The organism is Bacillus pumilus (genome assembly GCF_009937765.1).
GTDB lineage: Bacteria > Bacillota > Bacilli > Bacillales > Bacillaceae > Bacillus > Bacillus pumilus_O.
Genome location: NZ_CP047089.1, coordinates 3,407,526 through 3,433,558, shown reverse-complemented (window position 1 = coordinate 3,433,558; position 26,033 = coordinate 3,407,526). Strand labels below are relative to the sequence as shown.

Below are 26,033 nucleotides of genomic sequence, written 5' to 3'. Positions count from 1 at the left end.
GATGATAAAATGAATGAGAGTTACAGTTATTTAGAAGAGTTAGAAGATTTTTTAGGTGGCACATTTCATCAGGATATCGATTCACCAGAAGAAGCGATTGATGAGTTTATTCATGAAGCTAGCAAAGAATGTCTGCTGTCTACTATAAAGGATTGTCAGGATTTTTTGAATAGTACTTTAACAATACAGGAAAAAGAAAACTTTATCGAAAATAATGCAGAAATCTACTTTCCGGCGATCTCATTAAACCCTTTACAGTGGTTTAATAAAATAATAGAGGAAATGAAAGAAGCAGTGAAGATAAAGTAACAAAATGAACCTTGATTGGCCAATGCCTTTCAAGGTTTTTTGTGTCTATTGGTCAACAAACCGCGAAAAAGAAGATTTTTTTCTGTGTGGATCATCGTGTGATATAGATAAATAAATCGAACGTGAATATTTTGTCCAGAAGGAATAACCGGCGGATGCTGGCATTGAGCACTTAAGTGCCTTGTACTTGGCTGGAACTCCAGCTAGGTCTTTTTTATATCTACTGATAAATTCTTTATTGGAGGAAGGGATTGAACAGGGTTGTAATTTGAGGTTTTAAAATGGTAAGTGAATAGTTGGTCAATGTTATACTTATCTCAATAGATACGAGGAGGCACCCACTTTGAAATCATTCTGGGAGAAAGAAGAAGAGAGTCCTTTTACGTTAAAAAAGATAGAAGAGGAACAAATTCGTGAAGCAGAGGAAACACTTGGTGTCACTTTACCTGATACATACAAAAAACTCATTTTAGAATGGAATGGTGGTTTTACAGTTCGTAATGCTTTTCCAACCGAACGGCCGAATTCATGGGCAGAGGATCATATTCAATTCGACCATCTAAGAGGAATCGCCAAAGATGATGGAATTATGAATAGCGCTCCGTTAAGTGATGAATTGGAGCTGCCCGAGGGACTTATTATCATCAGCGGAGAAGAAGATACATGGATCGCAATGGATTATCGAGAAACGAAAGAACATCCTCCTATTCACTATTTTGATTTAGAGATGGAAGTAGATTTTAAGCTGGCAGATAGTTTCGATGATTTTATTGAGAAGTTATATACAGCTGAAGATGCGATGGTTGAAGTAGTAGAGACTGAGGAGGAAGATTCTGATTTATATGTCAGTAAAGAAGAGCTTGAACACATTTTTGAGAGGCAGGATCTTCGTCAGCAGAATCTCTTCAAAATGGCACATTATCCGATGGAAGAAACAGAAGAGATCGAATGGTTTTTCAATCGTATGAAACAAAGCATTCAACAGATAAAAGATCAACATGTTTTGTATGAAGCGGCTACTACTGTTCACTCCATCCTTTTATTAAATCCAGATATGCCAAGGAATGATCGTATCAATCAAGTGCTGAAAGAAATAGGGGAGTTTCTAGAAAATAGTGGTGAACCTAATACCGCTTTTTTTGGAGAAGACATTCATCCAGGTAAAAAATGATAGTGAAAGAAGAAAAAGAAAAGCCCCTGAAAAGGGCTTTTCAGTGTGTAGACAAACCCTCGCATTCGGTGTCAGGTCTGCGCTCCGGTGCTCACGAATGTCAAATTCGCTCCGCGCCAGTGCTCGCCCTTCCTAGACTTCAAAGGTTTTCTATCACGCTGAAAAGAAGACAAAGGGAAGATCATTTTAGCCCTTTGTCAACAATCTGAAAAGCCCCTGAAAAGGGCTTTTTTAATTTAATTCATGAAAAAACTGTTTGAGTTGATCAATGAAAACGGATTTTGATTTTCCTTTTTTATAAATGAACTCGATATTGATATTGAAATGGATGGATGGATCGATTGAAATTTGTTTTAATGTTCCTTGTTCTACTTCATTTCTAACACAATGATGAGGTAGAAACGATAGCCCCATTCCTTGTAGCACTAAATTTTTTGCGGTTTCCATATGATCAACCTCAATGGAAATGTTCGGTGTGATGTTGTTTTTTTGAAATAATCGGTGAAGCATCAACCAATCAAATGACCCGTAGTCAAAGAAAATAAAAGGCTGTTCTTCTAGTTCTTTCATATTGATATTGTCAAGGCTGGCAAGCGGATGATAAGTTGGGACGAACAGCCCAATCGGATCGCTGAAAATAGGAATCGATTCAATTTGAGGATGTGTTTCAGTCCTGACAATGCCAAAGTCTACTTGGTTGTTAATCACTTTTTGGACAACATCCTTTGAATGCCCTGTGACAATTTTCACTTTCAGGTTTTCGTATTTTTCTTTTAGGGCGGGCAATATGTTGGGCAAAAGATTATTGGATATAGAGGATGCGCATCCAATTGTCAATTCATAAGGGATCATCGTTTGTTTGAGACTATGCTTTGCTTCTTGATAAGAATGGAGAATCTTTTTGGCATGCGGGTAAAACTGTTCACCTTTTTCGGTCAGAGATAGTTTATTTCTCTGTCTATCAAATAATTTCAGGTCTAATTCCTTTTCTAACGATTGAATACGTGCCGAAACAGAAGGCTGAGTTAAATACAGTGCTTCTGCAGCTTTATTGATACTGCCTAGCTGGCATACATAAATAAACGCTTCTATATTCTCAATATTCATGTTATCCCCTTATATGACGTTCTTTAAATGTTTAGCTTTTCAAGCTCATACACTAATTTTACAGCTTCTTTCGCCAAAATGACAGTTGGGTCAATCACTTTCACAGCTTTGGTTGATCTTAGAACTAAAGGGATTTCTGTACAGCCGGCAATGATGGCTTCGGCTCCTTGATTGATTAAAATTTCTGAAGCTAATGCCAGTTCACTTTCGCCTTTACTGAATTTCCCAGCTTTCACTGCATATATCCCATTCATGACATTTTTCTGAAGCTCTTCACTTGGGGTCATGACGTCAATCTTGTGATGAGCACAAGCCTTTTGGTAGAGCTTGGTTTTTAATGTGCCATCAGTACATAGTAAGCCCACAGATGTATAGTGATGTTTGTTCAGGTGCTTTGCGGTTTCTAATGGCATATTCATAATAGGGATATGAGTGGATTGTTGTACGTTTTCTAAAAAGAAGTGAGCGGTATTGCATGCAATCAGAATAAAGTCCGCTCCTGCGCGTTCTAATCTTTTAGCTGATGCAATCATATATTCTGTAGGATCTTCGCCTTTCCCAAATATGGCATTGGTTCTATCAGGGATTTGCGGATAATTATCTGCAATCACATGAAGATGATCCTGATCTTTTATCGCTGGAGTATGAGAAATGATTTTTTTCATCAGATCAATCGTTGCTAAAGGGCCCATTCCGCCCATGATTCCAATCGTTGTAGACATATAAGCCACCACATTTCTTTTTTTTCTATTATAAAAAAAGAAAGCATGGTGAGCGTTATAGAAAAGTTCTATCTGTATATAGAAGGTTGATCAAAAGCGTCTTTTAATGGCGCTTAGCGGCCCACTCTGATTGAAGAATTGCATATTGATATTCGTCGACCCAATGTCCCTTCGACATATAATTTTGAAGCAAATGTCCTTCGCGTCTCATGTCTAAACGTTCCAGCACTCGAATAGATTTTTCATTGCGCACATCAGTAAAAGCAATGATTTTATGCTTGTTCAGTGTAGTGAAAATATATTCGATCAATGAACTCAAGGCTTCGTGAATATAGCCCTTTCCTTGAAATTCAGGTGCGAGTGTAAATCCGATTTCAACAATTCTAGGCTCACTGTCAAGTGTATGAATAACGCAATCTCCTATCAGCTGATTGGATTCAGATAAGGCAATGGCGTATTGAAACCATGTCCCTGGTTGATCAGGTGTTTGCGTCATTTGTTGCTGAACAAATGATTCAGCTTGTTCGTACGTATAGTTTTCCCAAGATTGATATATTGCAATAGAGGGGTTTGCTCGATACTGATAAAATGCTTCAATATCTTGTAGTTCAAATTGGCGAATCACTATCCGGTTTGTTCTTATAAATACGCTGTTTGCATTCTTCATATTTCACCCTCATTTTTCATTTGTTTTTGATTTAAAAAAGTCTATTAGCCATTCAGATAGCTGCTGCTGTGCTTTGCTAACAAATCGATCTGCATAATAAGTTAATTCCAAGTGACGAACAGGTGCCGGATCAGCAATAGGAATCGACACAATATTTGGCCACGTCGCCTGTTGTTGCAGCAATCCTCGCGGCTGAATGGTTGCACCGATGCCGGCTTCAACCAGCTGCAATAATGAAGATGCGGACCCAACTTCCATAACAGTGTCCAGTTCAACACCCTGTTCTTTACATACGTCTTCTACTAAATCTCTTCCTAGATATCCCTTCGGATACATGACCAAAGCATGCTGCGTCAGCTCTTCCAATGTCACTTCACTTTTTTGGGCTAATTCACTTTCTGAATGAGCAAATAATTCGTAGGGCTCACTTCCAAGTGGAATTTGAATGAGACGCTTATCAGTAGGCCCTCGTAGCCCGATGCCGAGATCTACCTTATGCGACAAGACTTCTTCACGAACGAAGATCGTTGAATATGCTTTCAGGTTGGTTTCAGGATAAAGTGTTTTAAATTCTACAAAAAGCGGAACAAGCTGAAAGTCAAGATCGGAGGGGAGGACTGCAAGTCGAACGTTTCCCCGTTTTTCAGATAATAGTTCTTTCATCGCATTTTTTGCATCTCTTTCAGCTTGAAGCATTTTCATCCCATATTGATATAGCAGAGAACCCGCTTCGGTAGCGACGACTTTTTTGCCGATTCGGTCAAAGAGCGGCATCCCAACTTCTGCTTCAAGCAGCCGAATCTGCTGGCTTAATGTAGGCTGTGATATTCCTAATTGCTCAGCAGCTTTTGTGAAATGTAAATGATCGAATACAGCCATGAAATATGTAATATGCCGAGTATCCATTTGTCATCCTTTCATTAACAATAGTTTTTTACTATCATCATAATACGAATTATTGTATTGATCAATGAAAGCGGCGGATTTATACTCAAAGTAACTTCAACAAGTTGAGAGAGGAAGAAGTGCATTGATGAAAAAAATATTTTACTTAACCGCTTTATTTTTAGCTGCATTAAACTTGCGCCCAATCATTACGTCCGTGGCTTCTATGATGAGTATGATCCAATCAGAGCTTGGTGTGAACGCACTGACAGCAAGTCTTTTAACCACTTTGCCTGTGCTTTGTATGGGGGTATTTGCTCCCGTTGCGACGACACTCAGCCGGCGATTTGGTCTAGAGAGAACGCTTTTTTTCTCGATTCTTCTCATCACGATCGCCACAGCGCTTCGGGGTACAAGCCAATCGGTCGCTATCCTGCTCACGACTGCATTTGCAGGAGGGGTAGGGATTAGCTTCGCTGGCCCATTATTGTCTAGTTTTATTAAAAAGTATTTCCCGAGAAATCCTGGTATCGTCAGTGTTTATTCGATTTCGATGACAATAGGTGCAGCACTTGCTTCCGGTTTTACCATTCCAATTTATCTACGCAGTCACCATCTTCCGTTTGCATTGTCCTGCTGGGCTATTCTAGGGGTGATCGCGCTTATTCTCTGGGTAGGTATTGCTCGCAAAAATGAGCAGAGTGACCTTGTTACCATGCCACTAAAATTGCCACTGCGAAACAAAAAGGCGATACAATTCACCTTGTTTTTTGGCTTTATGTCTAGCATGTTTTATTCTTTGACGGCATGGATTTCACCGATTGCTCTTAGTTTCGGAAACAGTCCGCAATATGCTGCTATGCTGCTGACCATATTTACACTCATTCAGATTCCGGTGGCACTTCTCGTTCCAGCGGTCGTTACTCGATTAGGAAAACCGAAATTATTTCTCATCTTATGCAGTCTGTCTGAGCTGATTGGTCTTATCTTACTTCTTCTGCCGATGCCGATCTTGCCAGCTGTCATTTTCCTAGGTATGGGTGCCGGAGGGTTATTTCCTTTAGCGCTTATGCTACCGATTATAGAGACAGATACTCCAGAGGAAGCCGGAACTTGGTCTGCCATGTCGCAGATGGGAGGGTATATCATGGGAGGATTCGGTCCGTTTATCATTGGTTTAGTTTTCGATCTAAGCGGACATTTTTATGCTTCTATTGTGGCAATGCTTGTCATCGTCATGCTGATGATTAGCGTTCAGTTATCCATGAAACTAGGTAGAAAAGAGGAAGAAGTATCGAGTTGAATCATGCAGCTTCACATTTCAATTAAAACGGGGGAATTCTATTGCTCATTCGAGAAGCAAAAACGGTTGACTATCCACAATTAAGAGAAATTTATTTAGCGTCTCGTCGTCAAAGCTTTCATTGGGTGAAGGCAGAAGATATGGATTTACATGACTTTGATCAGGATACGCAGGAAGAGCAAATTTTCTTAGCTGAGGAAAACAACAAAATCCTCGGATTCATCTCGCTCTATGTACCAGATCGTTTTATTCATCTTTTGTTTGTACATCCAGAAGCTGCTGGTCAAGGGGCTGGCGATCTGCTACTCAAACAAGCTATAAAAGTTTTGGGAACACCGGTCACCCTCAAATGTGTCTCTGACAATCGCAATGCTTTGTCTTTTTATCAAAAAAGAGGCTGGAAGGCTGTTGTAGAAGAAGGAGAACCTGGGGCAAAATACTGGGTGCTTATTTATGAATAGAAGTCATTTTATATTATCATTCACACGGTCCTTTATAGGGCCTTTTTGCGGTTTCTTTTCGGTGTCGAACGGCTTATAAAATGATAATATATGTCATTATAGGGAAAATAGAGGAAGGGGTAAGGTCTGATGGAGAAAGTGCTTTCTTCTCACGTCGGCTTGAAAATCAATGAATGGTATTATCATATTCAACGATTTAACGTACCGGACGCCGAAGCATATAAAGAGGAAATCAAATCAATGCTTGATCATATGGAAGAAAATCAAGATTTATTATTGTATTTCTCACTCATGGAATTCAGACATAAATTAATGCTTGATTACTTGAATCCTTTAGAAAATGGGAAAGAGCGGGCGAACTTTAGGGAACTCGCAATGAAGATCAAAAGGGAACAAGAGAAATTAACAGGATTGCTCGAGTATTATTTCAATTTTTTCTACGGCATGTACGAATTTGAAAACTATGAATACCTAAATGCGATTACTTTTTATAAGCGGGCAGAAAAAAAGCTGTCTCTTGTCAGCGATGATATTGAACGTGCCGAGTTTAATTACAAGATGGCAGAAATCTATTACCACATGAAACAAACCCACATGTCGATGCACCATATCGCACAGGCGATAGAATGTTACCGAGAAAAAGATACATACACAGTGAGAGAAATTCAATGTTCTTTTGTGATTGGATTAAACTATATTGATATGGGCTGCCCCGAAAAAGCGATACCCCATTTTCAACACGCACTAGAAAAAGCCGCCGATAACTCAACAAAACGATTAAAAGGATCAGCACTTTATAATTTAGGGTTGAGTTATTTTCATAACAAAGAATTAGCACAAGCGATTACTCACTTTAATGATTCAATTCGAGCATTTAAAGAGCAGGGATACGAGCATTTAAATAGAATCTTAGATCCGCTCATTATGTTGTCAAAAGCCTACTTCAAAAAGAAAGAACAGGATTTAGGTACATACGCTTTAAATAACGGCATAGAACTATCTGAAAAGCTGAAAGATCATGTTCTTTTATTGATATTCAAGTTTTTAAGATCCCTATACATTGACAACAATTTTGAGCAGTTGGAAAAAATAATGGAATTGTTAGAAGTAAAGTCAATGTATCCTGACCTTGAAGATTTAGCAAAAGATGCTGCAAAATATTATAATGAAATGGGAGATAAAGACAATGCGATGCATTTCTATGAAAAGATTCTTTATTTCCAAACTCAAGTAAAGCGGGGGGACTGTCAGTATGAAATTTAAAACGTTATCAGTAGTATTCGTGATGATTAGTGTCATAAGTGTTGTTGGTTATTTTACGTCTGAAGTGACAGCAAGTCATGATGAAGCTAGGAGAGGTCATACTGCAAGTATTGGTTATACTGCTTAAGTAAAAAGCCCTTTAAGGGCTTTTAGATTGTTGACAAAGGGCTAAAATGATCTTGATTTTAGCTCTTTGTCTTCTTTTCAGCGTGATAGAAAACCTTTGAAGTCTAGGAAGGACGAGCATCGGAGCGGAGCGAATTTGACATTCGTGAGCACCGGAGCGCAGGACTGACAACGAATGCGAGGGTTTGTCTACACGCTGAAAGCCCTTTAAGGGCTTTTTAATATAAAACGGAATATACGCTATGAACAAAGAATATTTTTTCCATAGAAAACATACTGAGGAGGAAGTGAGAAGTGAAATGACAATGTTAAAATCAACAGTATTTCGAAAGATTTTCATTATATTTTTTGCTTTAACCTTTATGATTAGTCTGTTCAATATGGCTGTGTTTCCAGGGACGCCAGTGTCTTATTATGTTGGCCTGGTTTGTAAAATGTTGTTTATCAGCTTGTTAAATGGTCTTTTTTTCGGAACAATTATCTATTTGATTGTCACCCTTCTCTTTGCTAAATCTTCTAAGGAAAATCAATAAACAAGTGAGCGGCTAAAGAACGTTCTTTTTTATTTTCAAATCGCAATTCCTGTGAATCTTTTTCCAACAGAATTCAATTATTTTTAATATCCTGCTGTATTATATTTTAAAGGATGTTACCGTTGGATGTAAGGAATGGTTGGCCAATCTTCCAATAAGAGTTGGAGGGAAATCATGAATTACAAAATTGAAATCGTAAGCAACATGAAGATCGTGTATATGAGGAATAAAGGACCATATGGTAGCAAAGAAAATGTAGAGATGATGAAGAGATTTAAACAATGGATCAATCAACATCAATTAAATGATGAATTAAAGGAATATGGTATATATGGTGTTCCTCAAGATGATCCTGGAAAAATTCCACCAGAAAAATGCAGATACGACCTTATGTTGATGACAAATAGAGATTTCTCAAAAGATCAAATGGCGCAGACTGGACATGTTGAAGGGGGAAAGTATGCTGTGTTTACAGTGACACATACAACCGAAAAAGTGAATTTGTTTTGGAGCCAATTGCCTCAAATGATCCAAAACAATCAATTGAACATGCGTCCGGCATCTATTATGGAGAGGTATAGAGAAGAAGAAGGCATGTGTGAGTTCTTACTACCTATTTTTTAAACACTCTACCTAACAGATTTATATTCTTAAATCATTTTGCTTTCAATGCTATACTATGGCTAAACCATTCATGGAGGGTCTTGATAGGAGGAGCATTGAGTGATATTCATCATAGGCATTATCATTGCTTTTATGATTGCTATTTTAGGTCTTACTGTTTTTGTAGATGTAGGGAATGGATTGGGACCGGCTCTTAGCATCATCGGAGGATTCGTCATATTATTCATTGCCGGTAGATTACAAAGGCGAAAAGAACAGAATGATCCAAACATATTATTGGACAACATGATGATGCTTTTTCATGAAGATGGGTTTCAAGCATCTACCTATATCTTTTCAGAGCAAGTTGATAAGGGATTTGCGATTGATGATGAGTTAAAGAAAATGCGCTTTATTGAACATCAGCCTGGCGGGTCAACTAGAAAAAATAGATTTGCAGTCACTGAACTATCCTTGAAAGATTTGAAACAAGTTGTGATATTAGAAGATGGGGTGCCGATTGATTCAGCTGAGAGTGGTGGTGAAGAAGAGGTCTCGACGCTTGAATTAAGGTTAACAATGAATGACCGAGAATCATCAACGATCACGATCAACTCCCTGCGTTTTGACGTGCCTGTTCGTAAAAGCAATGCTCAATACTTAGCTGAACGGGAAAATTTGCAGGAAATTTATCATGAGATTGATGCAATGATGAAATCTGCGGATGAAATTGAATATCATCGTTCATAGAGAAGAAATCACAGTTGATGTGGTTTCTTTTTTTTGTGAGCCAAGATAAAGCAGGTCCAGTCATTGTAGTTGAATGTTTTTCTTAAAAATGAATAAAGATAGACTAGACGCAAAAGTGAACATGGAGATAGAAAGAACGCTCATGTGATGAGGAGGAAAATAAAATGAAAAAGCTATGCAGGGAAGTCTGGATCGAAGTCAATCTTGATGCGATTAAAAGAAATATCGAAGCCATTCAAGCGCATATTCCAAGGAAAAGTAAGATCATGGCTGTCGTGAAGGCGAATGCTTATGGACATGGCTCAGTAGAGGTAGCCCGGCAGGCACTGGAAAGCGGTGCGACGGAGCTCGCAGTTGCTAGCTTGGAGGAAGGCATTGTGCTGCGAAGAGCAAAAATTGAAGCACCGATTTTGGTTCTTGGATTTACCCCGCTCGATTGTGTGAAAAGGGCTGCGGCCTGGAGAATTGATTTATCTGGCCTTCGTGAAGACTGGATTGTTGAAGCAAATGAGATCTTAGCAGAAGAAGAAAGTCAGCGCCGGCTTGGCATACATGTCAATGTCGACACAGGGATGGGGCGACTAGGTGTACGGACGAAGGAAGAGCTGTTAGGAGTGGTGGAAGCCCTTGAAAAGAGTGAAAACCTCAGGTGGGACGGGATTTTTACACATTTCTCTACTGCGGATGAGCCAGACCCTGATTTCACGCTGCTGCAGCATAGTATTTTTATTGATTTTCTTCGTTTTTTGAAAAAACAAGGAATTAAGCTGCCAACCGTACATATGAACAATACAGCGGCTGCCATCGCGTTTCCTGAATTTAGCGCCGATATGATTCGGCTAGGCATCGGGCTATATGGACTGTATCCCTCGCAATACATTGAAAGCTTAGATGCTGTTCAGCTAGAGCCCGCTCTCAGTTTAAAAGCGAGAATTGCGTTCGTGAAGGAGATGGTGACAGAGCCAAGAACTGTCAGCTATGGGGCAACGTATGTAGCAAAGCGGGATGAAGTCATTGCCACCATACCGATCGGTTACGCAGATGGGTACTCACGTGCTTTATCCAATCGGGGATTTATGCTTTTCCGAGGAGAACGAATGCCGATTGCTGGCCGAGTCACAATGGATATGACGATGATCAGTTTAGGAGAAATGAAAGCAAAGCAAGGCGAGGAGGTCGTTATATATGGTCGTCAAAAGGGCGGAGAAATTTCTGTTGATGAAATCGCCGAAATGCTGAATACAATCAACTACGAAGTCATCGCCACCCTAAGCCGCCGCGTCCCAAGATTTTATCGTCGAGGCGGGAAGATTATTAAAATATCGACGCCGGTGATGTATGTGTGAGTTCAATTTGTTTCTAAAACGGACCGTAAATGAAAATCCGAATAGCCCCCTTTACATGGCAAGGGGGCTAACTTTCAAGAATTAAGCACGATACTCTTTATCTAAAATAAGAATGGGTTTAATCGTAGATCCATTTTTAGAATCTTCAAAGGCTTGTTCAATATCTTCCAATTCGTAGAATTTTGCTAGTTTCTCAACTGGGAATTGTCCATTTTTAAAGAACTTCACTAGTTTAGGAATAAATAGTTGTGGAACGGCATCCCCTTCTATCACACCTTTTAATGTGAGCGCATTGAGCATTAGATCATTTGTTACATTAAATGTTAAATCGCGCTTCCCTACGGCTACTGTTGCACAAGTCCCTTTGACACGCAGGCAATGGAGAGCTGCTAGAGTGACTTCTGGTACTCCAGTTGTTTCAAATGAGTAATGTGCCCCTTTTCCTTCTATTATTTCCTTAATTTTTTCAGCTGGATTCTCATGTTTACTGTTGATGATATGTGTTGCACCTAATTCTTTTGCTAACTCAAGGCGGCTATCATGAATATCAACGGCAATAATCGGATCACAGCCTGCAATTTTTGCTGCCATTAATCCACTTAACCCAACAGCGCCTGTACCGAAAACAACAAAGCTTGTTCCTGGTGCTGGGGCAAGTGAATTTAAGACAGTACCGCTCCCAGTCATTAAGCCGCAGCCAAATGGTCCTAAATAACGCAAATCGGTTTCTTTGTCTACTTTCACTACATTTTTTTCATCAACCGTTGCATATGTACCAAATGATGATTGACCAAAAAATTGTGATACATCTTCATGATCATGTGTATGGATAGGCGTTTCATTATGCTTATTACGACCAGAGAAATTCAGTGGAATCATGTTTTCACATCCACCAGCGTTCCCATCTAGACAATTATGACAATGACCACAATAAGCGAAACCTAGTACAACGTGGTCTCCTTCTTGAACAGTTGTGACATTAGAACCTGCTTTCACGACAATGCCAGAGCCTTCATGTCCTAATAAAGCAGGACGTGGTACAGGGAGCGTTCCATCTAATACTGTGGCATCAGTATGACAGACGCCAGATGCAACGATTTTGACAAGCACTTCATCTGCTTTTGGATCATCTAGTAATAATGTTTGTTTCTCGAAATCTTTTTCATTTGTTGTGACCATCGCTTGAATTTCCATATCATGTGCCCTCACTTTTTGTATAGTATGATATTCTAAAGAAGTTAGATCAAATGTCACAAAAAATTCATTTCTTTATGACTAAGTTGATTGTAGGACGAAAGTTTTTTTGTTTCAATCAGCAAAAAAACTTATGTGTATAGGTTTTCAACACATAGGAATTTATGTATCTCTAATCAACATTTTTTTAAAAGTGTCTAAAGGAGGGGCCGATGATGAAAAAAGAGGATCGCCGTGTTGAGCGAACAAAAGAAACACTTCGACAAACATTCAAAATACTTGTAAAAGAAAAAGGATATTCGCACGTAAAAGTGAAGGATATTGTGGAAAAGGCAAATTATAACCGGACGACGTTTTATGTGCATTATGAAAGTAAAGATGAACTAGCAGCAGATTTTATTCACCGAGAAATGGAAGATTTCGAATATGAATTTTGTAAACCGACTCGTGAAAATCCACTGTTGGATTTAACTCGCATGAAACCAGAGGGCACGGATGTATTTCAATATATCGTGGAAAATCGTGACTACTATGATTTATTAGTGATGGAAGACCGCATCCCTCAAATAAAAGAACAATTGCTTAAGAAAATACAATATATCTTCGAACATAGAATGTCGTTTGTAAGTGATCAGTATGCAGAAATCAACGACAGTTATTTTATCCAATATCGTTCATACGGTATTTTTGGTTTTATCATTGAATGGATCAGAAATGACTACAATGCGTCTCCCCCTGAAATGGCACGCCGCATTATCAATTTATTATATAATCAATCCTCACTCATGATTCAGCTGAAAGGCGAAGAAGTGATTATGAAAAGGTAAAGCTTAGAACATTTCCTTTATAACACTACATATTTAGATGATTGAATGAGTGACTTTTGGTGTCATTTGATTTTTAAAGTGATTCATCTCAATTTCTTTAAATTGTAAACTTTGTGAAAAAAAGAACGATAAAAGGAGGGAATATAACGAGTTGGAGGAATAGAAAATGAAAAAAAGGTTTTTATTATTCATCACGGTACTTCTGTTAATGAGTACCCTTAGTCCGTTTAAAGCAAATGCAGCAGAAAAAGTAACTGGATGGACGAAAAGAGCTGATTTACCAGAAGAACGTATTAATGCTGGAGTGGGAGTCGTTGATGGAAAGATTTATGTGTTTGGTGGAGCAAGTGAATCAAATAAATTAAACAACCAAACATATATGTATGACCCTAAGAAAGATGTGTGGGAAGAGAAAGCCGGTATGCCAAGAGATAGAACAGGTGGAACATATGCTACTGTAGGTAAAAAAATATATTTAATAGGCGGAATTAACGAAGAGACTAAAGTAGCTTATAACACAATTGATATTTATGATACAGAGCTTGATCAGTGGGCTGAAGAGCCAATTCAAATACCTAGAGACCCTGTGTTTTCAACTTATAGCAAGGGAACTTTGTACGCAGTTGCAGTAAAAGAAAATCTATATATTATATCTTCAAAAAACTCTTATAAGAATAATGTCTACAAGTATAATACAGACTCTGGTGAATGGAAGAGCTTGAATTCATCTGCTTTACCGTCTCGAAATGGGAGAGCTATATCTGCAATTGACGGCAAAATATATGTTGCGGGTGGAGAAAATTCGATCGGGCATAGTAGAGAAAGATCTTTGTTCCAATATGATATTTCAGCAGATACATGGAGTAAACTAAAAGATAGTGACTTAACTTCATTTGTATTTGAACCGGCTTACGAAACATATAATGGGAAATTCTTCGTTATTGGTGGACAGCAATCTGGTGATAGTTCAAGTGAGATCATGAAAAAAGTTCAAATTTTCAACCCAAAAGATGGTCAATTTAAAAATTCAACATATGATTTACCAGAAGGTCGAGTATCAGCTGTTGCGGCAGTGGTTGATGAGAAATTGTATGTCATTGGAGGACGTGACTACTCATATAGTATGAGACACCTCTCTGCAAAAAGTGATTACAAATCAGTGATTTCTATTCCGTTAAGCGACTTGCAAATAACTGAAGATGAAGCAAATCCAGATGATGATACAACAGAAGAACCGAAAGATCAGGATGGAACAAAACCTGGTGATGGAACAACCGAACAACCGAAGGATCAAGACGGAACAAAACCTAGTGATGGAACAACCGAACAACCGAAGGATCAAGACGGAACAAAACCTGGTGATGGGTCAACCGAACAACCGAAGGATCAAGACGGAACAAAACCTGGTGATGGGTCAACCGAAGAACCAAAGGATCAAGATGGAATAAAACCTGGTGATGGGTCAACCGAAGAACCAAAGGATCAAGATGGAATAAAACCTGATGAAGAAGTAACAAAGGGTATACTTTCAATTACTATGATAAACGGACTGCAAAAAGATTATTTTCTTTCAATGAAAGAAATCAGTGATTTTCTTAATTGGTATAAAGAGAGAAGTTTTGGAATTGGGATGAACTTCTATGAAATCAATGATGAACATAATAAAGGGCCTTTTACAAGTAAAAAGGATTATGTGGTGTACCAAAATATCCTAATGTTTGATATCAAGCAATACTGATATTCATATAATGGAAAAACTGCTGATGATAGGTCAGCAGTTTTTGTTTTCGTAAAAATTATTAAAATTAGGATCAACGTCATGGAAATATGCGCTATTTTAAAAAAAATCTGCTAAACATCCTATAACCACGTCCGATAATAAAATTGTCAGGGTTGATAAGCCCTAGAATGAAGGACTTTTTTCAGACAAGGATGTCTGTCAGGTCCCACATACATGGAGGTAATAGGAAATGAGAATTAACCACAATATCGCAGCACTTAACACATTAAACCGTTTATCTGCAAATAACGGTGCGAGCCAAAAGAACATGGAGAAACTTTCTTCTGGTCTTAAAATCAACCGTGCAGGAGATGACGCTGCAGGTCTAGCGATCTCTGAAAAAATGCGTGGACAAATCCGCGGATTAGAAATGGCTTCTAAAAACGCACAGGACGGTATCTCACTTATCCAAACAGCTGAAGGTGCATTGACTGAAACTCACTCAATCCTTCAACGTGTACGTGAACTAGTCGTTCAAGCTGGAAACACTGGTACACAAGATGGTACAGACCTTGGTGCAATTAAAGAAGAAATTGATGCACTAATTCAAGAAATTGGTGGCGGAGACGACAAAAATGGTATCTCTGACCGTACTGAGTTCAATGGAAAAAAACTACTTGATGGTACTTTTACTGCAACACCAGCTACTGGAGATCCTAAAGCATTAACATTCCAAATCGGTGCAAATAAAGCACAACAATTATCAGTTAACATTGAAGCAATGTCTGCTGATAAAATTGGACTTGATGCGACAAAAACAGTTTCTACATTAGACGTAACTAAATTTTCAACAATTGCGGCAGGTGACGCTGGTGGCTTCGATGAGCAATTAGACATCGTAGATGGAGCAATCAAACAAGTATCTGACCAACGTTCTAAACTAGGCGCAGTCCAAAACCGTCTAGAGCACACAATCAACAACCTTGGAGCTTCATCTGAAAACTTAACAGCTGCTGAGTCTCGTATCCGTGACGTTGACATGGCGAAAGAAATGAGTGAGTTCACTAAGAACAACATTCTTTCTCAAGCGTCTCAAGCAATGCTTGCACAAGCGAACCAACAGCCACAAAACGTACTTCAATTACTACGTTAACAAAGGCCCCTTTATGGGGCTTTTTTTGTTCAAGTAATCTTAACTTTTCAGTTAACCTTTGCTATATATAAGATTGGCAAATTCCCTAAAATTAAAATGGAAATTGCTAAACTTCCTTTAAAATGATCCGATATCTAAAATGTAGGGGCACTTAAGTCCCGGAATAAAGGACTTTTTTCAGACAAGGATGTCTGTCAGGTCCTACATACATGGAGGTAATAGGAAATGAGAATTAATCACAATATCGCAGCACTTAACACATTAAACCGTTTATCTGCAAACAACGGTGCGAGCCAAAAGAACATGGAGAAACTTTCTTCTGGTCTTAAAATCAACCGTGCAGGAGATGACGCTGCAGGTCTAGCAATCTCTGAAAAAATGCGTGGACAAATCCGCGGATTAGAAATGGCCTCAAAAAACGCACAAGACGGTATCTCTCTTATCCAAACAGCTGAAGGTGCATTGACTGAAACTCACTCAATCCTTCAACGTGTTCGTGAACTAGTCGTTCAAGCTGGAAATACTGGTACACAGGATGAAACAGATCTTGGTGCAATTCAAGAAGAAATCAAAGCTCTAGTTCAAGAGATTGGTAATGGAAGCGAAAAGAATGGTATTTCTGATCGTACTGAGTTCAACGGTAAAAAATTGTTGAATGGCGACTTTGCTGATGGTACAGCTACTTTAACGTTCCAAATTGGTGCAAATAAAGCACAACAATTATCAGTTAACATTGAAGCAATGTCTTCTGATAAACTTGGTGCATTAGAAGATGATGGAACACTTGTAGCGGATCATACGGTTGATAAGATTGACGTAACTCAATTTGCTAATCCAGCTGCAGCAGGTGCTCTTTCTTTTGATGAGCAATTAGACATCGTAGATGGAGCTATTAAACAAGTTTCAGACCAACGTTCTAAACTAGGTGCGGTCCAAAACCGTCTAGAGCACACAATCAACAACCTTGGAGCTTCATCTGAGAACTTAACAGCAGCTGAGTCTCGTATCCGTGACGTTGACATGGCGAAAGAAATGAGTGAGTTCACTAAGAACAACATTCTTTCTCAAGCGTCTCAAGCAATGCTCGCACAAGCGAACCAACAGCCACAAAACGTACTTCAATTATTACGTTAATGACAGGCCCCTTTATGGGGCTTTTTTATATTTATTAAAGAATAGAGATAGAATTGAAAAAAAGCATCAAGCGAAATTAGAATTTAGACAGATAATTTAATAATTTAATCGTAAACCATGCTAAACATCCTTCAAAATAAACCGATATTTTAATTGTCAGGGTAGATGAACCCAAGAACAAAGGACTTTTTTCAGACAAGGACGTCTGTCAGGTCCCACATACATGGAGGTAATAGGAAATGAGAATTAACCACAATATCGCAGCACTTAACACATTGAACCGTTTGTCTGCAAACAATGGTGCGAGCCAAAAGAACATGGAGAAACTTTCTTCTGGTCTTAAAATCAACCGTGCAGGAGATGACGCAGCAGGTCTAGCGATCTCTGAAAAAATGCGTGGACAAATCCGCGGATTAGAAATGGCATCTAAAAACGCACAGGACGGTATCTCTCTTATCCAAACCGCTGAGGGTGCATTGACTGAAACTCACTCAATCCTTCAACGTGTACGTGAGCTTGTCGTACAAGCTGGGAACACAGGTACACAAGATGGTACAGACCTTGGTGCAATTCAAGAAGAAATTAATGCTCTAGTTCAAGAGATTGGTAATGGAAGCGAAAAGAATGGTATTTCTGATCGTACTGAGTTCAACGGTAAAAAATTGCTGAATGGCGACTTTGCTGATGGTACAGCTACTTTAACGTTCCAAATCGGTGCAAATAAAGCACAACAATTATCAGTTAACATTGAAGCAATGTCTGCTGACAAACTTGGTGTTGTTACTAATGGTACTCTTGTAGCTGGTCAAGCGGTCACTAACATCAATGTTACACAATTCGCTGCTGCTACACCAACACTTACATTTGATCAACAACTAGACATCGTAGATGGTGCGATCAAACAAGTTTCAGACCAACGTTCTAAACTAGGCGCAGTTCAAAACCGTCTAGAGCACACAATCAACAACCTTGGAGCTTCATCTGAGAACTTAACAGCTGCTGAGTCTCGTATCCGTGACGTTGACATGGCGAAAGAAATGAGTGAGTTCACAAAGAACAACATTCTTTCTCAAGCGTCTCAAGCAATGCTTGCACAAGCGAACCAACAGCCACAAAACGTACTTCAATTACTACGTTAATGATTGGCCCCTTTTATGGGGCTTTTTTTATGTCTACTGATATTAAAAAGAGAACACAATATGTATTTTCCATAGAACTAAATCATGAATTAAGACTGATAGATTAATAAATAAATATTAAAAAGTGTTAAACTTCCTTTAAAACGATCCGATAAAAGAATTGTCAGGGTTGTTAAGCCCTAGAATAAAGGATTTTTTTCAGACAAGGATGTCTGTCAGGTCCCACATACATGGAGGTAAAAAGAATGAGAATTAACCACAATATCGCAGCACTTAATACACTTAACCGCTTGTCTGCAAATAACGGTGCAAGTCAAAAGAACATGGAGAAACTTTCTTCTGGTCTTAAAATCAACCGTGCAGGAGATGACGCTGCAGGTCTAGCAATCTCTGAAAAAATGCGTGGACAAATCCGCGGTTTAGAAATGGCTTCAAAAAACGCACAAGACGGTATCTCTCTTATCCAAACAGCTGAAGGTGCATTGACTGAAACTCACTCAATCCTTCAACGTGTACGTGAGCTTGTCGTACAAGCTGGAAACACAGGTACACAAGATGGTACAGACCTTGGTGCAATTCAAGAGGAAATCAGCAACCTTATCAAAGAAATTGGTGGCGGTACAGATGGAAATGGTATTTCTGATCGTACTGAGTTCAACGGTAAAAAGTTGTTGAATGGCGACTTTGAAACAGCTAAATTAACATTCCAAATTGGTGCAAACAAAGCACAAAAATTAGATGTGAACATTAAAGCAATGTCTGCTGATAAAATTGGAACAGATCCAACTGATACTACTAAAACAGTATCTGCTATTGACGTAACTGATTTCGCAGCTACTAGTTTCGATGATCAACTAGATATCGTTGACAATGCAATTAAACAAGTTTCAGACGAGCGTTCTAAACTTGGTGCAGTCCAAAACCGTCTAGAGCACACAATCAACAACCTTGGTGCTTCTGGTGAAAACTTAACAGCTGCTGAGTCTCGTATCCGTGACGTTGACATGGCGAAAGAAATGAGTGAGTTCACTAAGAACAACATTCTTTCTCAAGCGTCTCAAGCAATGCTTGCACAAGCGAACCAACAGCCACAAAACGTACTTCAATTACTTCGTTAATGAAGAGCCCCTTTTATGGGGCTTTTTTTATGCAGTTTTTTCTTCGCATTTTCTCCAGTCTTATGATTCTTAAATCCTTCTGATAAATCATGAAAAATGACCTTTAAATTTGGCATACTCTAGCGAAACGATCATAACGAATGAGACTTTTACCTCATTTATCCCTTTTTTGTTAAACAAATTCCATTAGAGTTCGATAAATGGATTGTAAGGCTTACAAAAAAATTCTAATTTAGAACTTTTGGACAAGGATGTTCAATTGGTTCAAACACATGGAGGTCATGAAACATGAGAATTAACCACAATATCGCAGCACTTAACACACTGAACCGTTTGTCTGCAAACAATGGAGCAGGGCAGAAGAACATGGAGAAGCTTTCTTCTGGTCTTAAAATTAACCGTGCAGGAGACGATGCAGCAGGTCTAGCAATTTCTGAAAAAATGCGTGGTCAGATCCGCGGTTTAGAAATGGCGACGAAAAATGCTCAAGACGGTATCTCTCTTATTCAAACAGCTGAGGGTGCGTTGACTGAAACTCACTCAATCCTTCAACGTGTACGTGAACTAGTCGTACAAGCTGGAAACACTGGTACACAAGATGAAACAGACCTTGGTGCAATTCAAGAGGAAATTGATGCACTAGTTCAGGAAATTGGAAACGGTACAGATAAGAACGGTATTTCTGACCGTACTGAATTCAACGGAAAGAAACTTCTTGATGGAACTTTTGCTGCTGAGCCAGAAGGCGGAGAAGCGAAAAAACTTACTTTCCAAATTGGAGCTAACGGTGCGCAGCAATTGTCAGTTCATATTGAAGCAATGTCTGCTGATAAACTTGGCGTTGAGGATAAAACCGTTTCTACAATTAAAGTAACTGATTTCGCCGAAATTGCAGCGGATGAAGAAGGTGGATTTAACGATCAATTAGCAATCATTGATGGAGCGATCAAACAAGTTTCAGACCAGCGTTCTAAACTTGGAGCCGTCCAAAACCGCCTAGAGCACACAATCAACAACCTTGGTGCTTCTGCTGAAAACTTAACAGCTGCTGAGTCTCGTATCCGTGACGTTGACATGGCGAAAGAAATGAGTGAGTTCACAAAGAACAACATTCTTTCTCAAGCGTCTCAAGCGATGCTAGCACAAGCAAACCAACAGCCACAAAACGTACTTCAATTATTACGTTAATCAAAAAGCCCCATTAAGGGGCTTTTAGGCTGTCGAGAAAATCTCGGCAGCTTTATTTTTCCTTAAATTTTCCACCACTCCATTTTATAATAGAGAAAAGCATTCTAAAGGAAGGTGTTTTTCTCATGTTCCACACTAGAAATTCTTCTCAGCACGAAGCTGAATTTGTATTGCTCGATCAACTGGTCGAAGAGGATCACCTGCTTCGTAAAATTGATCAGTACATTGATTTTTCATTTATCGTAGATAAAGTAAAACCCTATTATAGTGAGAATAAAGGTCGTCCTTCCATGCGGTTCAAGGAACTATCCGGTATTAGCTCCGGTTTCCCGGAGTTATCCCAGTCTTACAGGCAGGTTACCCACGTGTTACTCACCCGTCCGCCGCTAACATCCGGGAGCAAGCTCCCTTCTGTCCGCTCGACTTGCATGTATTAGGCACGCCGCCAGCGTTCGTCCTGAGCCAGGATCAAACTCTCCGAAAAAGTACAAAACCGAAGTTTTGTTTTTCGTCAGCGTTTGACTGACTACCTATGAAACATCATAGGATTTTTTATAAATACTCGAATTAACAGGTACGTTTTGTCTTGTTTAGTTTTCAAAGATCATTTTCGTTGTCGCTCGTAAGCGACTTTAATATCTTAACATTTCGTATCGGTTAAAGTCAAGAAGTTTTTTCAATTTCTTTTTTTAACCTCGTTGCTGTTTTGCGGCAACGAATAATAATATACCATCTTGATTCTTTCCTTGCAATAGTTTTTTAAAAAAAAGTTTCATTTCATGAAAAATAAAAAGCGCCATAGTTAAAATGGCGCTTTAATTGGTGTATTAGCGGTTTCTCATTTGCGGGAAAAGCAGTACATCTCTGATTGATGGAGAATTTGTTAATAGCATGATTAACCGGTCGATACCGATTCCTAGTCCGCCTGTTGGAGGCATACCATATTCTAATGCTTCAACAAAATCGTCATCCATTAGATGCGCTTCGTCATTTCCTTCTTCACGTTCTTTTAATTGAGCTTCGAATCGTTCTCTTTGATCGATTGGATCATTTAGTTCTGTGAATGCATTAGCATGCTCACGGCGTACGATAAATAGCTCAAAGCGATCTGTGAAGCGAGGGTCTTCAGGATTTTTCTTAGCTAATGGAGAAATCTCCACTGGATGTCCGTAAATAAATGTAGGCTGTACCAATGTTTCCTCCACTTTTTGCTCGAAGAACTCATTGATGATATGACCTACCGTCATATTTTTCGTAATTTCAATTCCGTGATCAGCTGCATGCTGTTGCGCTTCTTCTACAGACATCTCCTGCCAGAAGTCTACACCAGTTGCTTCTTTGACTGCTTCAACCATATGGAGTCTCTTCCATTCAGGCTTCAGATCAATTTCATCTTCTCCGTATTGAATAGTGGTTGTTCCTAGTACCTCTTCGGCAATATGAGCAATCAGGTTTTCAGTTAGGTTCATGATGTCTTTGTAATCTGCGTAAGCTTCGTAAAGCTCGATCATAGTGAATTCTGGGTTATGACGAGTTGATACACCTTCGTTACGGAATACACGGCCAATCTCGTATACCTTCTCTAGACCACCGACAATAAGGCGTTTTAAGTGCAATTCAATCGCAATACGCATATAAAGTGGCATATCCAGTGCATTGTGATGAGTAATGAAAGGACGTGCTGATGCACCACCAGGGATGCTGTGCATTGTTGGTGTTTCAACTTCTAGGTATCCTTTAGAATCTAAGTATCTTCTCATAGATTGGATGATCTTGCTTCGCATGATGAACGTCTGCTTACTTTCTGGATTTACAATCAGGTCAAGGTAACGCTGACGATAGCGTTGTTCGACATCTTTAAGTCCATGATATTTGTCAGGAAGCGGGCGAAGTGCTTTTGTGAGAACCTCAAAGCTAGTCGCTTTAATAGAAAGTTCGCCTACATTCGTTTTAAATACTGTTCCTGTTACACCGATAATATCGCCTAGGTCTGAGCTTTTGAATAATTCATAAGCTTCTTCTCCTACACTATCTTTACGAACGTAGATTTGGATTTGTCCTTCTAAGTCTTGGATATGCGCAAAGCCAGCTTTCCCTTTTCCACGCTTTGTCATCATACGTCCAGCGATCGTTACTTGTGCAGACTTTTCTTCTAAGTCTTCTTTAGAAAACTCATCGTATTCAGCAATAATTTGTGCAGATTGATGAGAACGGTCATATCGTTCACCGAACGGATCGATACCTTCTTCTCTCATTTTATTCATTTTGTCACGTCTGACCTGGAATTGGTCATTTAATTCTTCGTTATTAAGCCCTTCATTACTCATTTATATCACTCCAATAATGTATTTTGCAGAGAAAAGCAGAAAAACTGCCAGTACATGCACTAGCAGTGAGCTACAAAAAGAAAGATAGTTTTATCCTACTTTTATACTTTGAAGCTCTTTTGCCTCGGCTTCGATCGTAAAGTCATCAAGAACTTGTACAAGCTCCGCTCTCGTTTCACTTTGATTGATTTGATTTCTCACGTCCGCATTGCCTCGGACACCTTTTAAGTACCATGCTGCGTGCTTTCTCATTTCTCTGACAGCCACATGCTCCCCTTTTAGATCAATAAGTCTGTCTAAGTGAAGCTTACACACTGACATCTTCTCACGTACGTTTGGCTCTTCTTTCAGTTCACCCGTTTCTAAATAATGAACTGTTCGATAGATCATCCACGGGTTTCCTAGTGCCGCTCTTCCGATCATGACAGCATCTGCACCCGTTTCATCAAGCATACGTTTTGCATCCTGAGGGGTTTTGACATCTCCATTGCCGATGACAGGAATGGAAACAGATTGTTTGACCTCTTTTATAATATCCCAATTTGCTGTTCCTTCGTACATCTGCACACGTGTCCGTCCGTGAAGTGCAACCGCTTGTCCACCTGCTCGTTCAACAGCACGGGCATTGTCGATAGCAAAGATATGATCTTCGTCCCAGCCCATTCTCATTTTCACGGTAACAGGTTTATCTACAGCATCTACAACAGCAGAGACCATTTCATAAATCTTGTTTGGATCAAGTAGCCATTTCGCTCCTGCATCACATTTCGTAATCTTCGGCACAGGACAGCCCATGTTGATATCAATAATGTCCGCTGTGGTATTCTGGTCTACAAACTTTGCCGCTTCAACGAGAGTGTCTTTTTCTCCTCCAAATATCTGAAGGCTCAAAGGCTTTTCCCGTTCATCAATGTATAGCATACCCATTGTTCTTGCATTGTTGATCAGGATTGCCTTGTCACTGACCATTTCAGCGCAGACTAAACCTGCTCCAAATTCTTTCACTGTCAGTCTGAAGGCGGAGTTGCACACACCAGCCATAGGTGCGAGCACCACTTTGTTTTTAATGTCGATATCTCCGATTTTAAACATCATTTCCCCTCCTTTCTTCTTCAAGATTTGGTGAAAGTTCTTCCACCGTTATATTTAAAGCATCTGCTATTTGACCAACCAATTGGTTTGTTGGTAATCGATTGCCCCGCTCAATTTCTCCTAGGACAGAGACAGAGATGCCAAGTCTTTTCGCGAACCCTTCCTGAGTATACCCTTTTAGCTTTCGGTATGCACGAATTCTTCTACCCCACACGTCTTTTTCCATATGCTTACACCTTCTTGGTCTGTTACGGCATTTATTTGTACTTCGCCGATTTCCGGGCAAATCTCACTCAGCGGAACGAGAACGAATAAACGTTCGTACATTCTAGGATGTGGCACTACGAGCTGTTCTGTTTCAATATTTTCACGATTATAAAGTAAAATGTCAAGGTCAGCCGTTCGTGGTCCCCATCTCACTTCTCTCGTTCTACCTAACTCTTGCTCGATTTTCTGAGTAAGTGCCAGTAATTCATTTGGACGAAGCGAGGTGGAAATTTTCACAGCCATATTTAAAAAGTCATCTTGGTTTTCGTAACCTACAGGTGTTGTTTCATATATAGAAGAGATCGATTCTACTTGAACCTCTGGATGTTCGTGTAGTTTTTTGACGGCTTCTTTTAAATAAGTTTCCTTTTTCCCTATGTTCGAACCTAAAGCAATGTATGCGGTATTGTTCATGCGCGCGATCTCGTCATTTCAATGGCAACGGACTGATAGTGTCCTGGAATTGGCGGATCTGGTTTAATCACCTTCACAGTGCATTCCTGAACTGTCGGAAAGTCCTTTAACACTTGGCTTGCAATTCTTTCTGTTAGTGTTTCAACGAGGTTGACTGATTCACCCTCTACAATGCTTTTGCAGATTTGGTAGAGCTCCGCATAATTGATGGTCTCATTGAGGTCATCAGTTTGTCCGGCTTTACTTAAATCAAGTGAAGCTGTTAAATCCACGCGGAACCGCTGTCCTAATTTATTTTCTTCTGCAAATACGCCATGGTAGCCGTAAAATTCCATTCCATTTACATATACTTTATCGATGATAAGCGCCTCCCTTATTCAGCATGGCATCCATCATTTTTGCCATTCTTGCGATTTCTTTTACATCATGTACCCGAACCATCGCACTGCCTTTTTGAATTCCAAGGCAGACCGTCGCCCCCGTTCCTTCAGTACGCTCTTCCGGTGGCAGGTCTAAGACAGCTCCGATGAATCGTTTTCGAGATGTAGCTAAGAGCAGTGGATACCCGAGCTGACAAAAATGTTCAAGCTCATTCATGACCATCAGGTTGTCCTCTTTATTTTTCGAAAACCCTATACCTGGGTCTAATATGATCATGTCATCACAGACACCGGCTTGTTTTACAATTTGAACACTTTCTTTCAAATCTGCGATCATATCTGAAATTAGATGTGTGTAATTTCGTTCTGGCCGATTGTGCATTAAAATAATTGGCACATTGTGCTTCGCTGCTACGTGCGCCATTTGAGGATCTGCCTTCGCTCCCCATACATCATTAATGATGGAAGCTCCAGCTTTCACTGCTTCATCTGCCACATGAGCTTTATACGTATCAATAGAAATTGGAACATCCAATTCTTTTGTGATCTTTTCGATGACGGGAATGACTCTTGAAAGCTCTTCTTGTTCTGAGACAAATGCCGCTCCTGGGCGAGTCGATTCTCCGCCTATATCAATGATATGTGCCCCGTCCTCTATCAGCTGTGCTGCATGAGCCAGCGCTTTATCCACTTGATTAAACTTTCCTCCATCTGAAAAAGAGTCAGGTGTGACATTTAAAATGCCCATGACCAATGTCTTTTCTTCATAACTAAGGGTGTGGTGCTTGGCTTGTATGACTTTAGGCTGCTTTATCACTTGTTGTGTCATTGTGT

The 26,033-nt window shown here is 39.5% G+C and carries 27 protein-coding genes and 1 pseudogene; 17 read left to right on the top strand and 11 right to left on the bottom strand.

The window, feature by feature from the left end; translation table 11 throughout:
• Positions 1-9: 9 nt before the first annotated feature.
• Both GPS65_RS17255 and GPS65_RS17250 read left to right on the top strand, forming a co-directional pair.
• The gene (locus GPS65_RS17255) at positions 10-309 is read left to right on the top strand and encodes a contact-dependent growth inhibition system immunity protein (RefSeq protein ID WP_119125685.1); all 300 of its coding nucleotides are present in this window, start codon (positions 10-12) and stop codon (positions 307-309) included.
• A gap of 343 nt (positions 310-652) precedes the next feature.
• On the top strand, positions 653-1,480 hold the full coding sequence (locus tag GPS65_RS17250) for an SMI1/KNR4 family protein (RefSeq protein ID WP_119124715.1): 828 nt from the start codon (positions 653-655) through the stop codon (positions 1,478-1,480).
• A gap of 231 nt (positions 1,481-1,711) precedes the next feature.
• Here GPS65_RS17250 and GPS65_RS17245 read toward each other — a convergent pair whose 3' ends face one another.
• The 4 genes from GPS65_RS17245 to GPS65_RS17230 form a co-directional block, all read right to left on the bottom strand.
• On the bottom strand, positions 1,712-2,587 hold the full coding sequence (locus GPS65_RS17245) for a LysR family transcriptional regulator (protein ID WP_012009626.1): 876 nt from the start codon (positions 2,585-2,587) through the stop codon (positions 1,712-1,714).
• Positions 2,588-2,610: 23 nt separating this feature from the next.
• On the bottom strand, positions 2,611-3,309 hold the full coding sequence (gene cuyB, locus GPS65_RS17240; RefSeq protein WP_119124716.1) for a cysteate racemase: 699 nt from the start codon (positions 3,307-3,309) through the stop codon (positions 2,611-2,613).
• Positions 3,310-3,412: 103 nt separating this feature from the next.
• Positions 3,413-3,976, bottom strand: coding sequence for a GNAT family N-acetyltransferase (locus GPS65_RS17235; protein ID WP_119124717.1), 564 nt, complete (start codon positions 3,974-3,976; stop codon positions 3,413-3,415).
• A 9-nt stretch (positions 3,977-3,985) separates the two neighbouring features.
• Positions 3,986-4,882 carry a LysR family transcriptional regulator gene (locus GPS65_RS17230; RefSeq protein WP_119124718.1) on the bottom strand — a complete coding sequence of 299 codons (897 nt, stop codon included), beginning with the start codon at positions 4,880-4,882 and terminating at the stop codon, positions 3,986-3,988.
• Positions 4,883-5,009: 127 nt separating this feature from the next.
• Between GPS65_RS17230 and GPS65_RS17225 the strand changes: the two genes are divergently transcribed.
• The 7 genes from GPS65_RS17225 to alr all read left to right on the top strand — a co-directional run bounded on the left by GPS65_RS17225 (position 5,010) and on the right by alr (position 11,246).
• Positions 5,010-6,164, top strand: coding sequence for an MFS transporter (locus GPS65_RS17225; RefSeq protein ID WP_119124719.1), 1,155 nt, complete (start codon positions 5,010-5,012; stop codon positions 6,162-6,164).
• 41 nt (positions 6,165-6,205) lie between these two features.
• Complete coding sequence (locus GPS65_RS17220) at positions 6,206-6,625, top strand: GNAT family N-acetyltransferase (RefSeq protein WP_119124720.1); 420 nt, start codon at positions 6,206-6,208, stop codon at positions 6,623-6,625.
• 129 nt (positions 6,626-6,754) lie between these two features.
• Positions 6,755-7,888, top strand: a complete 1,134-nt coding sequence (locus tag GPS65_RS17215) for a Rap family tetratricopeptide repeat protein (RefSeq protein ID WP_119124721.1) — start codon at positions 6,755-6,757, stop codon at positions 7,886-7,888.
• Positions 7,878-8,015, top strand: a complete 138-nt coding sequence (locus tag GPS65_RS17210) for a hypothetical protein (protein WP_012009633.1) — start codon at positions 7,878-7,880, stop codon at positions 8,013-8,015. Before GPS65_RS17215 ends, GPS65_RS17210 begins: the two co-directional genes overlap by 11 nt.
• A 706-nt stretch (positions 8,016-8,721) precedes the next feature.
• A complete protein-coding gene (locus GPS65_RS17205; protein ID WP_144481843.1) occupies positions 8,722-9,171 on the top strand; it encodes a GyrI-like domain-containing protein in 450 nt (149 codons plus the stop codon).
• 99 nt (positions 9,172-9,270) lie between these two features.
• Positions 9,271-9,900: a hypothetical protein gene (locus GPS65_RS17200; protein ID WP_144481844.1), complete on the top strand. Its 630-nt coding sequence runs from the start codon at positions 9,271-9,273 to the stop codon at positions 9,898-9,900.
• 164 nt (positions 9,901-10,064) lie between these two features.
• Entirely contained in the window at positions 10,065-11,246 is a 1,182-nt protein-coding gene (gene alr, locus GPS65_RS17195) for an alanine racemase (protein ID WP_012009637.1), read from the top strand.
• A gap of 81 nt (positions 11,247-11,327) precedes the next feature.
• Here the strand turns inward: alr and GPS65_RS17190 are convergent, their stop codons facing one another.
• Positions 11,328-12,440: an NAD(P)-dependent alcohol dehydrogenase gene (locus GPS65_RS17190; RefSeq protein WP_144481845.1), complete on the bottom strand. Its 1,113-nt coding sequence runs from the start codon at positions 12,438-12,440 to the stop codon at positions 11,328-11,330.
• A 215-nt stretch (positions 12,441-12,655) separates the two neighbouring features.
• On the opposite strand from GPS65_RS17190, the gene GPS65_RS17185 reads away from it, so the two are divergent.
• From GPS65_RS17185 to GPS65_RS19495, 8 genes and pseudogenes are all read left to right on the top strand, one after another.
• Positions 12,656-13,267: a TetR/AcrR family transcriptional regulator gene (locus tag GPS65_RS17185; RefSeq protein WP_238389110.1), complete on the top strand. Its 612-nt coding sequence runs from the start codon at positions 12,656-12,658 to the stop codon at positions 13,265-13,267.
• A 166-nt stretch (positions 13,268-13,433) separates the two neighbouring features.
• Positions 13,434-15,005, top strand: a complete 1,572-nt coding sequence (locus tag GPS65_RS17180) for a Kelch repeat-containing protein (protein WP_144481847.1) — start codon at positions 13,434-13,436, stop codon at positions 15,003-15,005.
• A 232-nt stretch (positions 15,006-15,237) separates the two neighbouring features.
• Positions 15,238-16,140 carry a flagellin Hag gene (hag, locus tag GPS65_RS17175; protein ID WP_144481848.1) on the top strand — a complete coding sequence of 301 codons (903 nt, stop codon included), beginning with the start codon at positions 15,238-15,240 and terminating at the stop codon, positions 16,138-16,140.
• 225 nt (positions 16,141-16,365) lie between these two features.
• Positions 16,366-17,274, top strand: coding sequence for a flagellin Hag (gene hag, locus GPS65_RS17170; RefSeq protein WP_144481849.1), 909 nt, complete (start codon positions 16,366-16,368; stop codon positions 17,272-17,274).
• 239 nt (positions 17,275-17,513) lie between these two features.
• The gene (gene hag, locus GPS65_RS17165) at positions 17,514-18,413 is read left to right on the top strand and encodes a flagellin Hag (RefSeq protein ID WP_144481850.1); all 900 of its coding nucleotides are present in this window, start codon (positions 17,514-17,516) and stop codon (positions 18,411-18,413) included.
• Positions 18,414-18,658: 245 nt separating this feature from the next.
• A complete protein-coding gene (gene hag / locus GPS65_RS17160; RefSeq protein ID WP_144481851.1) occupies positions 18,659-19,531 on the top strand; it encodes a flagellin Hag in 873 nt (290 codons plus the stop codon).
• 288 nt (positions 19,532-19,819) lie between these two features.
• Positions 19,820-20,719 carry a flagellin Hag gene (gene hag, locus GPS65_RS17155; protein ID WP_012009643.1) on the top strand — a complete coding sequence of 300 codons (900 nt, stop codon included), beginning with the start codon at positions 19,820-19,822 and terminating at the stop codon, positions 20,717-20,719.
• Positions 20,720-20,844: 125 nt separating this feature from the next.
• Positions 20,845-21,012 (top strand): annotated as a pseudogene (locus tag GPS65_RS19495) (transposase); the annotation flags it as partial.
• Between the two features lie 534 nt (positions 21,013-21,546).
• On the opposite strand, the gene lysS reads toward GPS65_RS19495, so the two are convergent.
• The 6 genes from lysS to folP form a co-directional block, all read right to left on the bottom strand.
• Positions 21,547-23,046, bottom strand: coding sequence for a lysine--tRNA ligase (gene lysS / locus GPS65_RS17150; RefSeq protein ID WP_012008682.1), 1,500 nt, complete (start codon positions 23,044-23,046; stop codon positions 21,547-21,549).
• Between the two features lie 90 nt (positions 23,047-23,136).
• Positions 23,137-24,138 carry a tRNA dihydrouridine synthase DusB gene (gene dusB, locus GPS65_RS17145; protein WP_012008681.1) on the bottom strand — a complete coding sequence of 334 codons (1,002 nt, stop codon included), beginning with the start codon at positions 24,136-24,138 and terminating at the stop codon, positions 23,137-23,139.
• Positions 24,131-24,364 (bottom strand): helix-turn-helix domain-containing protein, encoded by a 234-nt coding sequence (locus tag GPS65_RS17140; protein WP_012008680.1) that lies wholly within the window; start codon positions 24,362-24,364, stop codon positions 24,131-24,133. The genes dusB and GPS65_RS17140 overlap by 8 nt, the downstream gene beginning before the upstream one ends.
• Complete coding sequence (folK, locus tag GPS65_RS17135; RefSeq protein ID WP_119124325.1) at positions 24,316-24,819, bottom strand: 2-amino-4-hydroxy-6-hydroxymethyldihydropteridine diphosphokinase; 504 nt, start codon at positions 24,817-24,819, stop codon at positions 24,316-24,318. The genes GPS65_RS17140 and folK overlap by 49 nt, the downstream gene beginning before the upstream one ends.
• Entirely contained in the window at positions 24,816-25,178 is a 363-nt protein-coding gene (gene folB, locus GPS65_RS17130) for a dihydroneopterin aldolase (protein WP_106052285.1), read from the bottom strand. Before folB ends, folK begins: the two co-directional genes overlap by 4 nt.
• Positions 25,171-26,028, bottom strand: coding sequence for a dihydropteroate synthase (gene folP / locus GPS65_RS17125; RefSeq protein ID WP_119124324.1), 858 nt, complete (start codon positions 26,026-26,028; stop codon positions 25,171-25,173). Before folP ends, folB begins: the two co-directional genes overlap by 8 nt.
• Positions 26,029-26,033: the final 5 nt, after the last annotated feature.